The organism is Streptomyces sp. NPDC056169 (assembly GCF_042268445.1).
Lineage (GTDB): Bacteria > Actinomycetota > Actinomycetes > Streptomycetales > Streptomycetaceae > Streptomyces.
Genome location: NZ_JBHJUO010000008.1, coordinates 328,958 through 344,023, shown reverse-complemented (window position 1 = coordinate 344,023; position 15,066 = coordinate 328,958). Strand labels below are relative to the sequence as shown.

At 71.8% G+C, this 15,066-nt stretch carries 17 protein-coding genes; 8 read left to right on the top strand and 9 right to left on the bottom strand.

The window, feature by feature from the left end; genetic code table 11:
• Positions 1-69 precede the first annotated feature (69 nt).
• Entirely contained in the window at positions 70-1,263 is a 1,194-nt protein-coding gene (locus ACFC0G_RS15895; protein ID WP_376403233.1) for an RtcB family protein, read from the top strand.
• 53 nt (positions 1,264-1,316) lie between these two features.
• On the opposite strand, the gene ACFC0G_RS15890 is transcribed toward ACFC0G_RS15895, so the two are convergent.
• Complete coding sequence (locus ACFC0G_RS15890; protein WP_376403230.1) at positions 1,317-2,198, bottom strand: LAGLIDADG family homing endonuclease; 882 nt, start codon at positions 2,196-2,198, stop codon at positions 1,317-1,319.
• A gap of 145 nt (positions 2,199-2,343) precedes the next feature.
• On the bottom strand, positions 2,344-3,108 hold the full coding sequence (locus ACFC0G_RS15885) for an SDR family NAD(P)-dependent oxidoreductase (protein WP_376403352.1): 765 nt from the start codon (positions 3,106-3,108) through the stop codon (positions 2,344-2,346).
• Positions 3,109-3,292: 184 nt separating this feature from the next.
• Here ACFC0G_RS15885 and ACFC0G_RS15880 point away from each other — a divergent pair, with 184 nt between their 5' ends.
• Positions 3,293-3,757 (top strand): hypothetical protein, encoded by a 465-nt coding sequence (locus ACFC0G_RS15880; protein ID WP_376403227.1) that lies wholly within the window; start codon positions 3,293-3,295, stop codon positions 3,755-3,757.
• Here the strand turns inward: ACFC0G_RS15880 and ACFC0G_RS15875 are convergent, their stop codons facing one another.
• Positions 3,758-5,173 (bottom strand): FAD-dependent monooxygenase, encoded by a 1,416-nt coding sequence (locus tag ACFC0G_RS15875; protein WP_376403224.1) that lies wholly within the window; start codon positions 5,171-5,173, stop codon positions 3,758-3,760. It abuts the gene before it with no gap.
• A gap of 114 nt (positions 5,174-5,287) precedes the next feature.
• Between ACFC0G_RS15875 and ACFC0G_RS15870 the strand changes: the two genes are divergently transcribed.
• Both ACFC0G_RS15870 and ACFC0G_RS15865 read left to right on the top strand, forming a co-directional pair.
• Entirely contained in the window at positions 5,288-5,848 is a 561-nt protein-coding gene (locus tag ACFC0G_RS15870; RefSeq protein WP_376403221.1) for a TetR family transcriptional regulator, read from the top strand.
• A 50-nt stretch (positions 5,849-5,898) separates the two neighbouring features.
• Positions 5,899-6,384: a MarR family winged helix-turn-helix transcriptional regulator gene (locus tag ACFC0G_RS15865; RefSeq protein WP_376403218.1), complete on the top strand. Its 486-nt coding sequence runs from the start codon at positions 5,899-5,901 to the stop codon at positions 6,382-6,384.
• Positions 6,385-6,418: 34 nt separating this feature from the next.
• Here the strand turns inward: ACFC0G_RS15865 and ACFC0G_RS15860 are convergent, their stop codons facing one another.
• Together ACFC0G_RS15860 and ACFC0G_RS15855 are read right to left on the bottom strand one after the other, a co-directional pair.
• Entirely contained in the window at positions 6,419-7,156 is a 738-nt protein-coding gene (locus ACFC0G_RS15860; RefSeq protein ID WP_376403215.1) for a Mut7-C RNAse domain-containing protein, read from the bottom strand.
• Between the two features lie 89 nt (positions 7,157-7,245).
• Positions 7,246-8,097 carry an NAD(P)H-binding protein gene (locus ACFC0G_RS15855; protein ID WP_376403212.1) on the bottom strand — a complete coding sequence of 284 codons (852 nt, stop codon included), beginning with the start codon at positions 8,095-8,097 and terminating at the stop codon, positions 7,246-7,248.
• Positions 8,098-8,241: 144 nt separating this feature from the next.
• Between ACFC0G_RS15855 and ACFC0G_RS15850 the strand changes: the two genes are divergently transcribed.
• The gene (locus ACFC0G_RS15850) at positions 8,242-8,691 is read left to right on the top strand and encodes a GNAT family N-acetyltransferase (RefSeq protein WP_376403209.1); all 450 of its coding nucleotides are present in this window, start codon (positions 8,242-8,244) and stop codon (positions 8,689-8,691) included.
• Here the strand turns inward: ACFC0G_RS15850 and ACFC0G_RS15845 are convergent.
• A complete protein-coding gene (locus ACFC0G_RS15845; protein ID WP_376403205.1) occupies positions 8,688-9,230 on the bottom strand; it encodes a GNAT family N-acetyltransferase in 543 nt (180 codons plus the stop codon). The genes ACFC0G_RS15850 and ACFC0G_RS15845 overlap by 4 nt on opposite strands.
• Before the next feature lie 15 nt (positions 9,231-9,245).
• Positions 9,246-10,145: a DUF6597 domain-containing transcriptional factor gene (locus ACFC0G_RS15840; RefSeq protein WP_376403202.1), complete on the bottom strand. Its 900-nt coding sequence runs from the start codon at positions 10,143-10,145 to the stop codon at positions 9,246-9,248.
• A 124-nt stretch (positions 10,146-10,269) separates the two neighbouring features.
• Here ACFC0G_RS15840 and ACFC0G_RS15835 point away from each other — a divergent pair, with 124 nt between their 5' ends.
• Complete coding sequence (locus ACFC0G_RS15835) at positions 10,270-10,854, top strand: TIGR03086 family metal-binding protein (RefSeq protein WP_376403199.1); 585 nt, start codon at positions 10,270-10,272, stop codon at positions 10,852-10,854.
• A 179-nt stretch (positions 10,855-11,033) separates the two neighbouring features.
• On the opposite strand, the gene ACFC0G_RS15830 is transcribed toward ACFC0G_RS15835, so the two are convergent.
• Entirely contained in the window at positions 11,034-11,282 is a 249-nt protein-coding gene (locus ACFC0G_RS15830) for a hypothetical protein (protein ID WP_376403196.1), read from the bottom strand.
• A gap of 274 nt (positions 11,283-11,556) precedes the next feature.
• Here ACFC0G_RS15830 and ACFC0G_RS15825 point away from each other — a divergent pair, with 274 nt between their 5' ends.
• Positions 11,557-12,459, top strand: coding sequence for an ABC transporter substrate-binding protein (locus tag ACFC0G_RS15825; RefSeq protein ID WP_376403193.1), 903 nt, complete (start codon positions 11,557-11,559; stop codon positions 12,457-12,459).
• Positions 12,460-12,484: 25 nt separating this feature from the next.
• On the opposite strand, the gene ACFC0G_RS15820 is transcribed toward ACFC0G_RS15825, so the two are convergent.
• Entirely contained in the window at positions 12,485-12,901 is a 417-nt protein-coding gene (locus ACFC0G_RS15820) for a MerR family transcriptional regulator (RefSeq protein WP_376403349.1), read from the bottom strand.
• 106 nt (positions 12,902-13,007) lie between these two features.
• Between ACFC0G_RS15820 and ACFC0G_RS15815 the strand changes: the two genes are divergently transcribed.
• Positions 13,008-15,044, top strand: a complete 2,037-nt coding sequence (locus ACFC0G_RS15815; protein WP_376403190.1) for an APC family permease — start codon at positions 13,008-13,010, stop codon at positions 15,042-15,044.
• The last annotated feature ends 22 nt before the right edge of the window (positions 15,045-15,066 follow it).

Below are 15,066 nucleotides of genomic sequence, written 5' to 3'. Positions count from 1 at the left end.
CGCTGTCACCTGTACGGGCTTTGGCTCCGGTTTTTGCGTTATCAGACTTTTCGGGGGAATTGAGGAAGTATGTCGTACGTAGAGGTGCCGGGGGCGAAAGTACCCATCCGGATGTGGACCGATCCTTCCACGGTGGACGACGGCGCCATGCAGCAGCTGCGGAACACGGCGACGCTGCCGTGGATCAAGGGCCTGGCCGTGATGCCGGACGTGCACTACGGCAAGGGCGCGACGGTCGGTTCGGTGATCGCGATGCAGGGGGCGGTGTGTCCGGCGGCGGTCGGTGTCGACATCGGCTGCGGGATGTCGGCGGTCAAGTCCTCGCTGACGGCGAACGACCTGCCGGGTGATCTGTCACGACTGCGGTCGAAGATCGAGCAGGCGATCCCGGTGGGCCGCGGCCTGCACCGGGAGGCGGTGGACCCGGGGCGGCTGTACCAGTTCCCCACGGCGGGGTGGGACGACTTCTGGTCGCGGTTCGATGGGATCGCCGAGTCGGTCAAGTTCCGTCGGGGCCGGGCGGAGCAGCAGATGGGAACGCTTGGCTCCGGAAATCATATGATCGAGGTCTGTCTCGATGAGTCGGGTTCGGTCTGGCTGATGCTGCACTCCGGCTCGCGCAACGTTGGCAAGGAGCTGGCCGAGCACCACATCGGCGTGGCCCAGAAGTTGCCGCACAACCAGGGCCTGGTCGACCGCGACCTGGCCGTGTTCGTCTCGGACACCCCGCAGATGGCGGACTACCGCAATGATCTGTACTGGGCTCAGGAGTACGCCAAGTACAACCGCGCGCTCATGATGGCGCTCCTGAAGGAAGTGATCCGCAAGGAGTTCCGGAAGGCCAAGGTGACCTTCGAGACCGAGATCTCCTGCCACCACAACTACGTGGCGGAGGAGCAGTACGAGGGTATGGACCTGCTGGTCACACGGAAGGGCGCGATCCGGGCCGGCCGTGGCGACTTCGGGATCATCCCCGGGTCGATGGGCACCAGCTCGTACATCGTGAAGGGGCTCGGCAACGAGAAGGCCTTCAACTCGGCCTCGCACGGCGCGGGACGCAGGATGAGCCGGAGCGCGGCGAAGCGGCGCTTCACGGTGCGGGACCTGGAGGAGCAGACGCGGGGCGTGGAGTGCCGTAAGGACTCCGGCGTCGTGGACGAGATCCCGGGCGCGTACAAGCCGATCGAGAAGGTGATCGACCAGCAGCGGGACTTGGTGGAGGTCGTCGCCAAGTTGAAGCAGGTCATCTGCGTGAAGGGCTGAATGTGAGCAGCAGTCGACCCCGGCACCATGTGTCAGGGTCGATTGTTTGTGGCCTACAGGCCGTATGGAGTCGTTGACGGACCGGTGCCGTTCACCAGGCGCCAGCGACGGACCTTGCAGCTGCTTTGGGACCGGCCCAGTTCTGCGGCCGCTTGGGAAAGAGTGGGCGCGGTGAGCAGGATGCGGTCGGCTTCGGCCGTCCAGGGCTTCCGGGGAGGCCGAACCTTCATCCCGGGTGGGCGTACCCAGGAGGCAAGGGCCGCGGCGGCGCTCCTCTTGCGTTCCAGGGCGAGGCAGCCGGGGAAGTAGAGATGCTCGGCCAGCCGGATGGCCGCCTCCTTCGTGTACAGGATGTTGTAGACCCCGTCACGGGTGTTTCGCTTGATCCGGCGTTCTGCGCCGGTGACCTTCTTCGCGTAGTGGCACAGGTAGGCGCCGACAGCGGTGCTGGATGTGGTGAGCGAGACGAACGGGAGGCCTTGGCCCGTGAAGCCGACCGACCCGTCTGCGTCGATGACGCCGCGGAGGTAGTCCCGACGGGAGAAGGGCACGCGGGGCGGGGTGATCTTCTTGGACTTCTTGCCGTAGGGCAGGCCGAGCTGGTTGAGCGTGGTGCGTGCTTCCAGCGCGCACAGGGTCCAGGTCGCCGAGTGGTGGCTCTCCGAGAAGTTCGTCGAACGAGTGCGCTCGGTGATGCTGGTGTTGTACGGGGTCAGGTCCTGGAACTCGCGGAGGATCTGGATGTCCCGTGCATTGAGTTCGACGGTGAGGGATCCCCTCAGGCGCGTTCCTGCTGCCATGTGCCCGTCTGCCTGGAGGAAGCCGAACATGTAGGCGTAGTTGGGGTCTTCGAGGTCCATGAAGGACCGCGGTGCTGCGGGCGTGAGGGCGCTCATGTCGAAGAGCGCGGGCGCGCTAGGGTCCTGTTCAGCCATGGGAAGTTGCGTCTTCCTGGTGGTGAGGCCCTCGGCCGGGACGGGAATCCCGGTCGAGGGCCGTTCTGTATGGAGTTGTCTTCGACGTTAGGCCTGGTCTTCGGGGGCCGTGCCGGTGATCGAGTGGGTTCACTCGATCGGGGGGTTACAGCTCGCGGTGGACCTTGGTGTTGGAGGCCTGGGCTCGGGGGCGGACGACCAGGAGGTCGATGTTGACGTGCGGGGGGCGGGTGCAGGCCCAGGTGATGGTGTCGGCCACGTCGTCCGCGGTCAGGGGTTCGGCCACGCCCGCGTAGACCTTGGCCGCCTTGTCGGTGTCGCCGCGGAAGCGGGTCGTGGCGAACTCGTCAGTCTTGACCATGCCGGGGGCGATCTCGATGACGCGGACCGGGGTGCCGACGATTTCCAGGCGGAGGGTCTCGGCGAGGACGCGGGCGCCGTTCTTGGCGGCGACGTAGCCGGCGCCGCCCTCGTAGGTGGAGTGGCCCGCGGTGGAGGAGAGGACGACGACCGTGCCGTCGCCGCTCGCGGTGAGGGCGGGGAGCAGGGCCTGGGTCATGTGGAGGGTGCCGAGGACGTTGACCTCGTACATCTGGCGCCAGTCGTCGGGGTCGCCGGTGGCGACGGAGTCGGCGCCGAGGGCGCCGCCGGCGTTGTTGACGAGGACCGCGAGGGTGCGGAAGGCGGAGGCGAACTCGTCGACGGCGGCGCGGTCGGTGACGTCGAGGGCGTAGGCGGTGGCCTGGTGGCCGGCGTCGTTGATCTCGGCGGCGAGGGTCTCGATGCGGTCCTTGCGGCGGGCGGTGAGCACGACGCGGTAGCCGGCGGCGGCGAGTTGCTTGGCCGTGGCGGCGCCGATTCCGCCGCTCGCTCCGGTGATGACGGCGATGGGGGTCCCGGGGGCGGTCATGGCGTGCTCCTCGCGCAGGTGGTCGATTACGTGCATCGCCCGGTCAGGATAGGTGGGGGTGCCGATCGGTGGCCGCGTGGGTGGCTGCGTGGATGTCCGGGGAGTGGTCCGGGACACGCTGACTGACTGGGTGTCAGGTTGTTGAGTGTTATTTAGGTATTTTGTGCTTATGCGTGGAATGCGGATGGCTGTGCTCGGGGTCGTGCTCGCGGTCTCGGTGGTGATGGGTACGGGGACGGGTGCGAGTGCCCGTGTCGTGGGGCCCGAGGCGGATCTTGCTCATCATGGGCATGTCTCCCTGTGGGACGGGCGGGTCGGTGTCTGGCTGGTCAGCGAGAACCACGGACCCTCCGATCTCTCCCAGGCGACGGTCCGGCTCGCCTTCTCCGAGCCGATGGCGGGGGGTCACGAGCTGCCGCCGGCCTGTCTGTGGAGCAGTGACCGTGTGGTGTCCTGTCGGACGGGGGAGCTCCGGGCCGCCGGGGGCGTCGGTGAGCTGGCGCTCGACCTGCGGACCGCGGGTCTCCCGGACGAGCTGATGGTGGAGATCACCACGGCCTGGCGGGACGGGGCCGCGGTCGACCGGAATCCGGGGAACGACCGGCATCGGGTTCTGGTGCTCGCCACCGGGGATCCGTACGTCTTCTGATCAGCGGGTCGTCCAGTGGACGTAGCCGTCGGGGCGGATCAGTACCGCCTCGCGGCGGGATCGGTCCGGCCAGGTGGCCCGTATCAGCCGCTCGGGGGCGAACGGGGCCGTCGGCGGCAGGGCGGGGGTCGTGCCCTCCGGGGCGATCAGGACGAACTCGCCCGCGCGCAGCAGCTCGTGGAGCCGGCCCTCGCGCAGGTGTAGGTCGGGTGCGCGGCGGCCTGCCGGGCGGCGGGAGCCCGTCGGCGGGGCGTAGGCGATGCCGAGTCCGCTGATCATGCCCAGGGCTCGGGCGGAGGCGGGGGCGACCGTGTTCAGGAAGCGGGCGGCGGTGGCGCGGGCGGCTTGGGTGAGGGGCGTGCGGGCCATCGCGAGGCGCACGATCGCCCCGCTGCTGCGCAGCACCATGGCGCCGACCGGATGCCGCTCGGACTCGTAGCTGTCGAGGAGTGCCTCGGGGTCGGGGGCTTCGCCGCGCAGGACGGCGGTGAGCTTCCAGGAGAGGTTGGCGGCGTCCTGGAGGCCGGTGTTCATGCCTTGCCCGCCGGCGGGGGAGTGGACGTGGGCGGCGTCTCCGGCGAGGAGGGCGCGGCCCACGCGGTACGCCGGGGCCTGGCGCTCGTCGCTGTGGAAGCGGGAGATCCAGCGGGCGTCGTGCATGCCGTAGTCGGTGCCGAAGGCGGTGCGGGTGATCTCGCGGACCTCGTCGAGGTCGACGGGCTCGCTGTCGGGGACCTGGCGGGTGCGGCTCCAGCCCATGGCGCGGTACCAGCCGTCGCCGAAGGGGGCGAGGAAGGCGAAGGTGTCTCCGGAGCTTCGGACGGTGAGCAGTTCGGCGGGCTCCTCGGCGAGGCGGACGTCGGCGAGGACGAGGGAGCGGATCACGGAGCCGCCGGGGAAGGGGAGGCCCAGGGCGGAGCGCACGGTGCTGCGGTGGCCGTCCGTGCCGACCAGGTGGAGGGCGCTGAGGGTGCGGGGGGTGCCGTCGGGGTCGGTGAGCTCGGCGGTGACCGTGTCGCTGTTCTGGTGCAGGCCGCGGAGCGTCGTCCCGTACCGGAAGGTGACGCCCGCTGCGGCGGCCCGGCGCTCCAGGAGTCGTTCGACTTCGTACTGCGGGGTGATGAGCAGGTGGTTGAAGCGGCTGGGCAGGCGGGTGAGGTCCATTTCGAGGGCGCCGAAGAGGCTCATCCGGGTGAGGGTCGTGCCGGTGGCGAGGAGTTCGTCGGCGAGGCCGCGGGCGTCGAGCTGTTCCAGGGTGCGGGCGTGGACAGTGAAGGCCCGGGTCATGTTGCCGAGGCCGTGCGGGCGGCGCTCGACGAGGGTGACGCGGCTGCCGGCGGCGGCGAGGTCGCCGGCGAGGAGCAGGCCGGTGGGTCCGGCGCCGATGACGAGTACGTCCGTGTCCGTGGTGCTCATGGCTGCCTCCAGGGTGCCCACGACCGTTTGCCAACAGGTGTTGGTCAACGCTTGTTGGCAAATGTAGGCCGCTCGTGATGGTGTGTCAACGCTTGTTGGCCTACAGTTGTTGATATGACTGCAGTACGCCGTTCCGACGCCACCCGGGCCGCGATCCTGGAGGCCGCCCGCGAGCGGTTCGCCTCCGACGGATACGAGCGCGCCACCATCCGGTCCATCGCCCGCGACGCGGGGATCGACCCGTCGATGGTCATGCGTTACTACGGCAACAAGGAGGGGCTGTTCGCCGCCGCCTCGGAGTTCGAGCTGCGGCTGCCCGAGCTCGGCGCCCTGCCTTCGCAGCACGTCGGGGCGGTCCTGGTCACCCACTTCCTCGACCGCTGGGAGCGGGACGAAGTCCTGACCGGGCTGCTGAGAGTGGGGGTCACCAACGCCGCCGGAGCCGAGCGCATGCAGGCGATCTTCGCCGAGCAGCTCGGCCCCGTCACCCTCGGCGTCTGCCCCGACCCCGCGGACGCTCCGCGCCGGGCCGCGCTCGCCGCGTCCCAGATCCTCGGCATGGCGCTCGTCCGCTACGTGCTGCGTCTGCCGCCGGCCGTCGAGATGTCCCGCGAGGAGGTCGTCGCCTGGCTGGGTCCGACCGTGCAGCGCTATCTGACCGCCGAGGCGCCCTGAGGCGCGGAAGCGGAGCCCGCGGGCCGGTGGCTGGTTCGTACAATTTCTGCATGCCGCAGAAGAGTTCCGCCCGGCGCGACGCGCTGATGACCGAGCTGTACGGGGAGGCCCGCCGCTACATGGCCTCCTACGCCCTGTTCAACCAGGCCGTCGCCGACCATCTGCGGCTCCACCCGACCGATGTGCAGTGTCTGAACCTGCTCAGCCTGGAGGAGGGGCCGGTGACCACCGGCCGGGTGGCCGAGCTGACCGGGCTCACCACGGGCTCCGCGACCCGGCTCGTCGACCGGCTGGAGCGGGCCGGGTACGTGACGCGCGAGCGGGACACCGAGGACCGCCGCCGTGTCCTGGTGGCGCTCGTGCCCGGGCGGATGGCCGAGCTCGCCGCTCTGTGGCGCAAGCTCAACGGGACCTGGGGCACGATGTTCGACGTCTACAGCGACGCCGAGGTCGCCCTGCTCATCGCCCATATGCGGCGCACCGTCGAGGTCAGCGCCGCACAGGTCGAGCGGCTGCGCGGCGGCGAGTTCGGCTGACCGGGCCGGCCTGGCCGGCCCGGCCGGGCGGCCCTCAGCGGGCCGACGCGCCGCCGAACTCGCGGACCGCTTCGGAGACGATCGCCTCCAGGCGGGCGTGGTGGGCGCCGCGCCAGTAGACCCGGCCGCACTCCACGCACTCCGCGAAGACGTCGTAGGTCTTCTCCGTGCCCTGCTCCAGCCGCTCGCGGACCGCGTCCTTGTCGGTGTCGGACAGCTGTCCGTTGCACGCCGTGCAGCGGGTCCAGGGCGTCAGTGGCGGTGCGAACCGCTCCAGTACGTCGCGGAGCTGGTCCTCCGGCCGGTCGCTGTAGACATAGGCGCCCGCCCACAGCTCCCGGCGGCGCAGCAGGCCGCGGTCGCGCGAGAGCATGACCCGCCGCTCGCGCGCGGAGAGCGCGGCCAGGGCGGCGTCGCCGATGTCCTCGCTCTCGTACGCCGCGTCCACGCCGAGCAGGCGCAGCCGGCGGGCCAGTGTGCCGAGGTGTACGTCGAGCAGGAACCGGAGCGGCGCGCCCGGCACCGGCTGGGGGCGGGCGACGTCCTCCACCTCGACCGTCTCGCCCGCGGCCGGGACGTGTGAGTGGTCCACCGGCCGGCCGTCGACGAGGAGCCGTCCCGCCTCGGTGAGCGGCACGCCGAGCGACTCCACCACGTGCCCGAGGGAGGAGGTGCCGTCGGTGGCCACGGGGGTGTGTCCCGAGCGTCGCTCCGCCGAGACGAAGATCCGCAGGCCGGGGGCGAATCTGATGTTGATCTCCGGTCCGTTCACGGGGACAGGATGGCACCGGGGGTCGGGCGGGGGCCAGGAGGATTCGCCCCGAGGGGAGGGGGAGGGGGCCGGTTTTCCGGAGGGGGCGGTCAGGGGCGGAAGGCGTCGGCGTGGTCGGTGACCCAGGCGGCGAAGGTGCGGGCGGGGTGGCCCGTCAGTTCCTCGACGGTGCGGGTCAGCGGCGTCGGCCGGCCGTCGTGCGCGGCCCAGTAGGAGAGCAGGGCGTCCGCGAAGGCTTCCGGTATGAAGCCGGCGACCGACTCCTTCCACTCCTCGGGAGTGGGCACGGTGTGGGGCGCCGGCCGGCCCGTCACCTCGGCCAGGATCGCGAGCTGCTCGGTGAAGTCCAGTGACTCGGGGCCCGTCAGGACGTAGGAGGAGCCTCGCAGCCGGGGCTCGGTGAGGACCGCGAGGGCGGCCTCGGCGATGTCGCGCTCATGGATCGGGTCCCCGTACGCGTGCGGATACGGCAGGGCCGGCGCGCGGCCGTCCCGGAGCGCCCACGACCACTGCAGGGCGTTGGAGGCGAAGGCGCCCGGCCGGAGGTGCGTGGCCTCGAAGGCTCCGGTGTCGGCGACGGCGGACAAGGCGCGCTCGGCGGTGAGGTGGGAGGCGGCGATCGCGCTCTCCGCGGCGTCCGGGGCGAGGACGGAGCTGGAGGAGAGGAGTACGACGTGCTCGACGCCGGCGGTCCGGGCCCGGTCGGCGAAGGTGTCGGCGTGGGCGGCCTCGGCGTACAGGAAGACGGCGTCGACGCCGGTCAGGGCGGTGTCGAAGGTGCTCGGGTCGGTGAGATCGCAGCGCACGGTGTCGACCCCGGGCGGTGGGGAGAGGTCGGCGGGGTTCTTGGAGGCGGCTGTGACCTTGACGCCCGCGGCGTCGAGCAGGCCGATCAGGGTGGAGGCGACGCGGCCGCGGCTGCCGGTGACGAGAACGGTCATGGGGTGTCCTTCCGGAGGGGGGTGGATCGCAAGACGATTGCTTGCGTGATTCATTGCGTAGAGAAGAATCTGCGTGACGCAGATAAATATCCGTGAGAGTGCCTCGTCCGTCAACCCTGAAAAACCCTGGGGTACCGTCCCGACATGAAGATCATCGACCTGGAGCCGGGCGATCCCCGGCTGGAGACCGACCTCCTGCCGGTCCTCTCCGAACTCCGCCCCCACCTCACCCCGGAGCTCTTCCGCGAGGTGTACGAGGCCGGGCACCCGCAGGGGCTGAGGTTCAGCGCCGCCTACACCGACGCCGGGCGCTGCGTCGGCGCCGCCGGCTGGCGGATCGTCGACAACACCAGCTCCCTGCGCCAGCTCTACGTCGACGACCTGGTGACCGCCGCCGCCGACCGCTCCACCGGCGTCGGCCACGCGCTCATCGCCTACCTGGAGGGCCACGCCCGCGCGGCCGGCTGCCACGAGCTCAACCTCGACTCCGGCACCCACCGCACCGGAGCCCACCGCTTCTACCTGCGCGAGCGCTTCGACATCGTCGCCTTCCACTTCACCCGGTCGCTGACCGCGCAGGAAGACGCCTCCTAGCCGGCAGCTGGCCCCGGGTCGGGGCGCAGGTCGAGCCGCCAGTCGTTGCAGAGCATCGGACGGCCCGGCGGGTACTCGAAGTCGCGCTCCCCGAGCAGCTCGAAACCCGCCTTGCGGCACACCGCGTTCGACGCGATGTTGTCCGCCGACGGGAACGCGTGCAGATGGCGGCGGAGGCTCGCGGCCCGGGCCTCCGCCGCCACCGCGCGCGTGGCGGCCGTCGCGACGCCCCGGCCCTGGAAGCCGGGCAGCACGGTCCACCCCGTCTCGTACACCGCCTCGCCGTCCCAGGTCTGCGCCCAGAAACCGATGCTGCCCACGACCACGTCCTCCGGCAGCAGCCGGATCCGGAACATCCGCCCCGCGCCCGTGTCGTCGGCGCTCAGCGCCACGTACCGCCGGTGGCGGCCGGCGAGCTGTTCCTCCGTCTCCGGGCCGCCGAGGTGCTCCATCAGCTCCGGTGCGTTCAGCGCGCGCAGCAGCCCCGCGTCCTCTTCGGACCAGGGCTCCAGGCGTACGGGAGAGGTGTCGTCGTCCATGGTCCGTACGGTAGGTCAGGGCACTGACACCCCGCGGGCGTACGCCGTCGGCGGCACCCCGATCGTCGCCGTGAAGTCCCGTACGAGATGGGCCTGGTCGCTGTAGCCGAGCTCGGCCGCGAGCCGGCCCCAGTCGGGGACGACCGCCGTCCCGGCGGACTCGGCACGCTCCAGGGCCTCGTGGATGCGGTAGCGCAGGATGACCCACTTCGGCCCGACGCCGACGCAGGTGGCGAAGAGGCGCTGGAGCGAGCGGGCCGACAGGCCGGAAGCGGCGGCCAGCCCGGACACCCTGCGGAGCCCGCGGTCCGCGCGGATCAGGTCCACGAGCTCCATGGCCTGTTCGGCGGCCGGGTCGGGCGCCGGGCCGTGCGCCAGGAGGAAGGCGTCGAGCGCCGCCACGCGCGCGTGGTCGCCGTCGGGGGAGAGGACCGCGGACAGCGGGTCGGGACTCCCGTCCTCGCCACCCTCCGGGAACACCTCGGTGAGGGGAATCCGGCGGCCCGTCCACGTCGAGACCGGCCACGCGGGCGCGAACGGCCGGAAGCCGCCGGGCCGGAACTGCACCCCGCAGACCCGGCCCACGCCGGTCAGCTTCTGCGTGAACAGGCCGAGCCCGATCCCGGAGACCTCGGCGGAGATGTCGGCGGACGGATGGGCCCCGCCGGGGGAGCCGTCGAGCGGGGCGTACCGCTGGAAGACGACGTTCACCGACGGGTGCGGGACGACATGGCTCGCGTACGGCTCCGTCAGCTCCCAGTCGATCAGCCAGTAGTGCTCCAGGTAGGGCCGCAGCTCCGGCGCCGGCGTGTGGCGGCGGAAGCGGACGCGGGCGAGCAGCTCGGCGGGGTCGACGATGCCCCGGGTGTCCCGGCGCGGGGCGGAGGCGGCGGAACCGGAGGAATCGACGGACATGATCCGCATGCTAGGGGCCGTCGGCGGCGGCTCGGGGTCTTCCTTAGGGGATCTTTCGGGGGCGGGGGCCGGCCTCGGCGCGTTTCTTCAAGACCGGGGCGGGCAGATTCTCTAGCGTCGACGCATGACCTACGACGCCCCGCCCCGCATCGGCGATCTGCTTCGCACCGCCGCCGCCCACGCCGCTCCCGTGGTCGGTGGCACCACCGACGCATCGCTCGGCGCGCCCACGCCCTGCGCCGCGTACGACGTGCGTGCCCTGCTCAACCACCTCTTCGCCGTCGTCGTGAACTTCCAGGCCCTCGCGGCCAAGGAGGAGGCCGACTTCACCGAGACCCCGGACCGGCTCGCGGAGGACGGCTGGCGCGAGCGGTTCTCGGTGGAGACCGGGAAGCTCGTCACCGCCTGGTCGGCGCCCGGCGCGGAGGAGGGGACCTCCGGGGCCATGGGGCTGCCCGCGCGGACGGTCGGCTCGATGGTCCTGCTCGATCTGACCGTGCACGCATGGGACCTGGCCCGTGCCACCGGACGCGGCTTCGAACCGGATCCGGCCGTGGTGGCCGGCCTTGTGGAGGAGGTGGAGCGGATGGCGCCGATGGCCCGGAAGATGAACGTCTTCGGGGAGGGCGTCGACCTGCCCGCGGGGGCGACGGCGTTCGAGCAGCTCCTCGCGGCGACGGGGCGCGACCCGCGCGCCTGGGCGGCCTGAGGTCGCGTGCCTGGGGGCGCGAGCGTGAGGTCACGAGCCTGAGGTCACGAGCCTGAGGTCACGAGCCCGAAGTCGCGAGCCTGGGGGGCGCGAGCCCGAAGTCGCGAGCGTGAGGTCATGAGCGTGCCGCAGCGAGCCTGGGGTCACGAGCGTGCCGTCGCGAGTGTGCCGGGCGCGGCTCAGCGCAGGCGGCCCGGGGCGCCCAGGGAGAGGCGGGAGACGACCTGGCCGAAGGCGTGCTCTTCCGCGGGGGTCAGCGGCACCGACTCCTGCGGGTGCCAGACGCGCGCCAGCGGCCCGGCGGCCCGGTCGCGGCGCGCCCGGGCGCGGGCCCGCAGGCCCAGCGTCAGCCACACGGCCGTCGAGACGGCGAGCAGGCCGAAGAGCGTGAGGACACGGGGGTCGGAGAACTGGCCGGGCAAGGACATGGCTCACTCCATGGCGTGAGGGCCGTCCGTACGCGCTGCGCCCCGGCAGGTGGCGCGCGGGCACGAAGGCGCTGGCGATTCCTACTACTTCCTCCCGATCTGTTCAGTTAACACCACGCCGGGGGCCTTTCGGCAGGGGGGTTCGGGACCAAAGTCCCGGGCGGTCGGCGGGCGGCGGGGGCGCTCGCGGGTGGTCGCAGGCCCTCTTGTGCGGGCCGGGGAACCGTTCCAAGGTGGCGGAGGAGGCAGTCTCGGCCGGGGAGGGAGCAGCCGCATGTCCGGAGCGCAGCCATGGGGATTCACGGACGACAGGGGTACGGAACTGGGGGCGGCCCGCGTGCCGGAGCGCGTCGTCGCGTACGTACGGGCCGGGGCGGCGCTGCTCGACCTGGGGGTGACACCGGTCGCCGTCTACGGCTCCGGGCACGACGGCCCCGGGTACGACCCGGCCAAGGCGGGCGGCCTCGACGCTGCCGGGGTGCCGTACCTCGGTCCCGGCCGGGCCCTGGACGAGGGGCTCCTGCGAGAACTGCGGCCGGATGTGATCGTCGACGTCACGTACGACGGGAAGAGTCCGTACGCGCTGGACGAGGCGGTCGCCGACCGGCTCGGGGTGCCGCTCGCCGCGCTCTCCGTCGGCAACGAGCTCACCCTTCCGGAGATCCTCGACCGCTTCGGTGAGCTGAGCGGCTCGCTCCGGGCGGCCGGGGTGGCCGGGGTGGCCGGGCCGGTCCCGTCGGCCGGGGCGGCAGACGGGACCGGCCCGACGGCTCCGACGGCTCCGGCGGGGCTGAGGGATCTGGTGGAGGCCGAGGCCGTCCTCCGGGGGGTCGCCGGGCGGACCGGGCTCGCCGTGCTCGCGCTCTCCGGGGCCGGCCCCGACCAGGTCCATCTGGCCCGCCCGCAGGCCTGGCCCGAGCTGGCGCGCCTCGCGGCGCTCGGCGTCCGGCTGCTCGACCCCGGTCCGGGGCCCGGCGCCAACTGGCTCACCGCCGACTGGGGCCGGGTCGCCGAGCTCCGTCCCGATCTGATCCTCTTCGACGACCGCTTCCACGCCGTCCCGCCGTACGAGACCCCGCCCGGTACCCGCCTCGCCGCGTGGAACCCCGAGACCCCGCCGAGCCCGGCCGCGTACGCCCGCTTCTTCCGCGATCTCGCGGAGGTCCTGGCCGCGTAGGGCTCCGGGGCTCAGGGGCTCAGGGTCAGGCCGGGGTGGACGTGAGGCGGCCGCGGAGGGACGTGGCGAACTCCTCCGCGCGGGCCAGCTGGGTCCGCAGTTCGGTGACCCGCTCCGCGGCCGCCTGCTCGTAGCGGCGGACGCGGGTCACGAGCGCGGCGCGGTCCTCCGGGGCGAGCTCCGTGTCCGTGCCCGGGCGGTCGGCGGTGAGCCGGTCGATGGCCGTGAGCAGCTCGCGGGTCTCGTCGAGGGTGAAGCCGAGCGGCTTCATCCGGCGGATCACCATCAGCCGGGAGACGTCCGCGTCCGTGTAGAGGGGGAATCCGCCGGGCGAGGCCGCCGACGGCACCACCAGGCCGTTGTCCTCGTACTGGCGGATGGTGCGCAGGGACAGTTCCGTCCGTGCGGCGACCTCGCCGATCTGCATGGGTTCGCCGGCCATTCGTACTCCGCTCACGCGTGACGTCCTTCCTCGTACAGGGCGTACAGGGCTCCCACAGGGCGCGGCTTCCGCGCATTACATACCATTCGTCCTAACTTCAGCACTTATGAGAGCTGGAAGTGCGGCGAAACGCCTGCTCGTAGGACGTCCGTTGGACAGCGGTCGGCTCGGTGAGACCCTGCTGCCGAAGCGGCTGGCCCTGCCGATCTTCTGCAGCGACCCGCTCTCCTCCGTCGCCTACGCGACCGAGGAGATCCTGCTGATCCTCGCCCTCGGTGGCCTCGCCGTGCTCCATCTGACCTGGTACGCGGCGGCCGGCATCGTGATCCTGCTGCTGGTCGTCGTCGCGTCCTACCGGCAGACCTGTTACGCCTACCCGGGCGGCGGCGGGGCCTATGTCGTCTCCGCCGAGAACCTGGGGCAGACCGCCGCGCTCACCGCCGCCTCCGCCCTGCTCATCGACTACGTGATGACCGTCGCCGTCTCCGTCGTCTCCGGGGTCGCCGCGATCACCTCGGCCGTCCCCTCGCTCGACGGGCACGCCGTGGCCCTGTCGGTGGGCTTCGTGGCGGTGCTGGCCTGGCTGAACCTGCGCGGTGTGCGCGAGTCGGGGCGGTGGTTCGCGCTTCCCACGTACGCCTTCATCGCCGTCATCTACGTCATGTTCGCCGTGGCGGCCGTCCGCATGGCGACCGGGACCACGATCCGCGCCGAATCCGCCGACCTGCCCGTCAACGCGGTCTCGTCCTACTCCGGGCTCGCGCTCGTCCTCCTCGCCCTGCGCGCCTTCGCCTCCGGCTGCACCGCGCTGACCGGCGTCGAGGCCGTCAGCAACGGCGTCCCCGCCTTCGCCAAACCGAAGAGCCACAACGCGGCCATGACCCTCGCGATCATGGGCGTGCTCTCGGCGACCATGTTCTCCGGGATCACCGTGCTCGCCATGGTCTACGAGGTCCACGTCGCCGAGGACCCCACCGAGCTCGGGCTCGCTCCCGGCACCCCGATGTCCACGGCGCTCGCCCAGATCGGCCGGGCGACCTTCGGCGACTGGCACGTCCTCTTCTACGCGCTCCAGGCCGTCACCGCGGGCGTCCTGATCCTGGCGGCCAACACCGCCTTCAACGGCTTCCCGATGCTCGCCTCGGTGCTCGGCCGCGACCGCTACGCGCCCCGCCAGCTCTTCCACCGCGGGGACCGGCTCGTCCACTCCAACGGCATCGTCCTTCTCTCGCTCGCCGCGATCGTCCTCATCGTCGCCTTCGACGCGCAGCTGACCCGGCTGATCCAGCTCTACATCATCGGCGTCTTCGTCTCCTTCACCCTTTCCCAGGCCGGGATGGTCAAGCACTGGCGGCGAGAACTCGCCGCGCCCACCGGGGCCGACCGCCGCCGCCCCGCCCCGGCCCGCCGCCCTGCCCCGTCCCGTAGCCCCGCCCCGTCCCGTAGCCCCGCCCTGACCCGTCGCTCCATCAGGATCCGCCTCGCGATCAACGCCTTCGGTGCCTGTCTGACCGCGGTCGTCCTCGTCATCGTCCTCATCACCAAGTTCACGCACGGCGCCTGGCTGGTCGTCATCGCGATGCCGGTGCTCTTCGCCGGGATGAAGGGGGTGCGGCGGCACTACGACGCCGTCGCCGCCGAGGTCGCCGTCGGCCCCGGCGCACGCCCCCACGCCCTCGCCGAGAACCACGTCCTCGTGCTCGTGGCCTCGGTCAACGCGCCCAGCCTGCGCGCCCTGTCGTACGCGAAGACCCTGCGACCGGCCTCCCTCACGGCCGTGACCGTCGCCGAGGACCCGGCGGAGGTGGAGGTGCTCCGCGCGACCTGGGAGGCCCACGGCATCGACGTGCCGCTGCGGGTGCTCAGCTCCCCGTACCGCTCGCTCGTCCAGCCGATCCTGCGGCACGTCAGGGAGACGACCGAGCGGGCGCCCGACTCGGTCGTCTCGGTGGTCATCCCCGAGTACGTGGTGGGGCACTGGTGGGAGCAGCCCCTGCACAACCAGAGCGCGCTGCGCCTCAAGACCCGGCTGCTGTTCATGAAGCACGTCGTGGTCATCGACGTGCCGTACCGGATCGCCTCCGCCCGCGAACTCGCCGAACAGGAGCGAGAGCAGAGAGAGCAGCGAGAGCAGAGCGAATGACAAGGCTTCCAGTTCCGCCGGT

Coding starts and splice junctions, on each gene's coding strand:
- ACFC0G_RS15815 (WP_376403190.1), top strand. CDS start 13,008: ATGAGAGCTGGAAGTGCGGCGAAACGCCTGCTCGTAGGACGTCCGTTG.
- ACFC0G_RS15840 (WP_376403202.1), bottom strand. CDS start 10,145: ATGTCCGTCGATTCCTCCGGTTCCGCCGCCTCCGCCCCGCGCCGGGAC.
- ACFC0G_RS15820 (WP_376403349.1), bottom strand. CDS start 12,901: ATGGCCGGCGAACCCATGCAGATCGGCGAGGTCGCCGCACGGACGGAA.
- ACFC0G_RS15895 (WP_376403233.1), top strand. CDS start 70: ATGTCGTACGTAGAGGTGCCGGGGGCGAAAGTACCCATCCGGATGTGG.
- ACFC0G_RS15845 (WP_376403205.1), bottom strand. CDS start 9,230: ATGGACGACGACACCTCTCCCGTACGCCTGGAGCCCTGGTCCGAAGAG.
- ACFC0G_RS15890 (WP_376403230.1), bottom strand. CDS start 2,198: ATGGCTGAACAGGACCCTAGCGCGCCCGCGCTCTTCGACATGAGCGCC.
- ACFC0G_RS15885 (WP_376403352.1), bottom strand. CDS start 3,108: ATGACCGCCCCCGGGACCCCCATCGCCGTCATCACCGGAGCGAGCGGC.
- ACFC0G_RS15830 (WP_376403196.1), bottom strand. CDS start 11,282: ATGTCCTTGCCCGGCCAGTTCTCCGACCCCCGTGTCCTCACGCTCTTC.
- ACFC0G_RS15850 (WP_376403209.1), top strand. CDS start 8,242: ATGAAGATCATCGACCTGGAGCCGGGCGATCCCCGGCTGGAGACCGAC.
- ACFC0G_RS15835 (WP_376403199.1), top strand. CDS start 10,270: ATGACCTACGACGCCCCGCCCCGCATCGGCGATCTGCTTCGCACCGCC.
- ACFC0G_RS15880 (WP_376403227.1), top strand. CDS start 3,293: ATGGCTGTGCTCGGGGTCGTGCTCGCGGTCTCGGTGGTGATGGGTACG.
- ACFC0G_RS15825 (WP_376403193.1), top strand. CDS start 11,557: ATGTCCGGAGCGCAGCCATGGGGATTCACGGACGACAGGGGTACGGAA.
- ACFC0G_RS15855 (WP_376403212.1), bottom strand. CDS start 8,097: ATGACCGTTCTCGTCACCGGCAGCCGCGGCCGCGTCGCCTCCACCCTG.
- ACFC0G_RS15875 (WP_376403224.1), bottom strand. CDS start 5,173: ATGAGCACCACGGACACGGACGTACTCGTCATCGGCGCCGGACCCACC.
- ACFC0G_RS15870 (WP_376403221.1), top strand. CDS start 5,288: ATGACTGCAGTACGCCGTTCCGACGCCACCCGGGCCGCGATCCTGGAG.
- ACFC0G_RS15865 (WP_376403218.1), top strand. CDS start 5,899: ATGCCGCAGAAGAGTTCCGCCCGGCGCGACGCGCTGATGACCGAGCTG.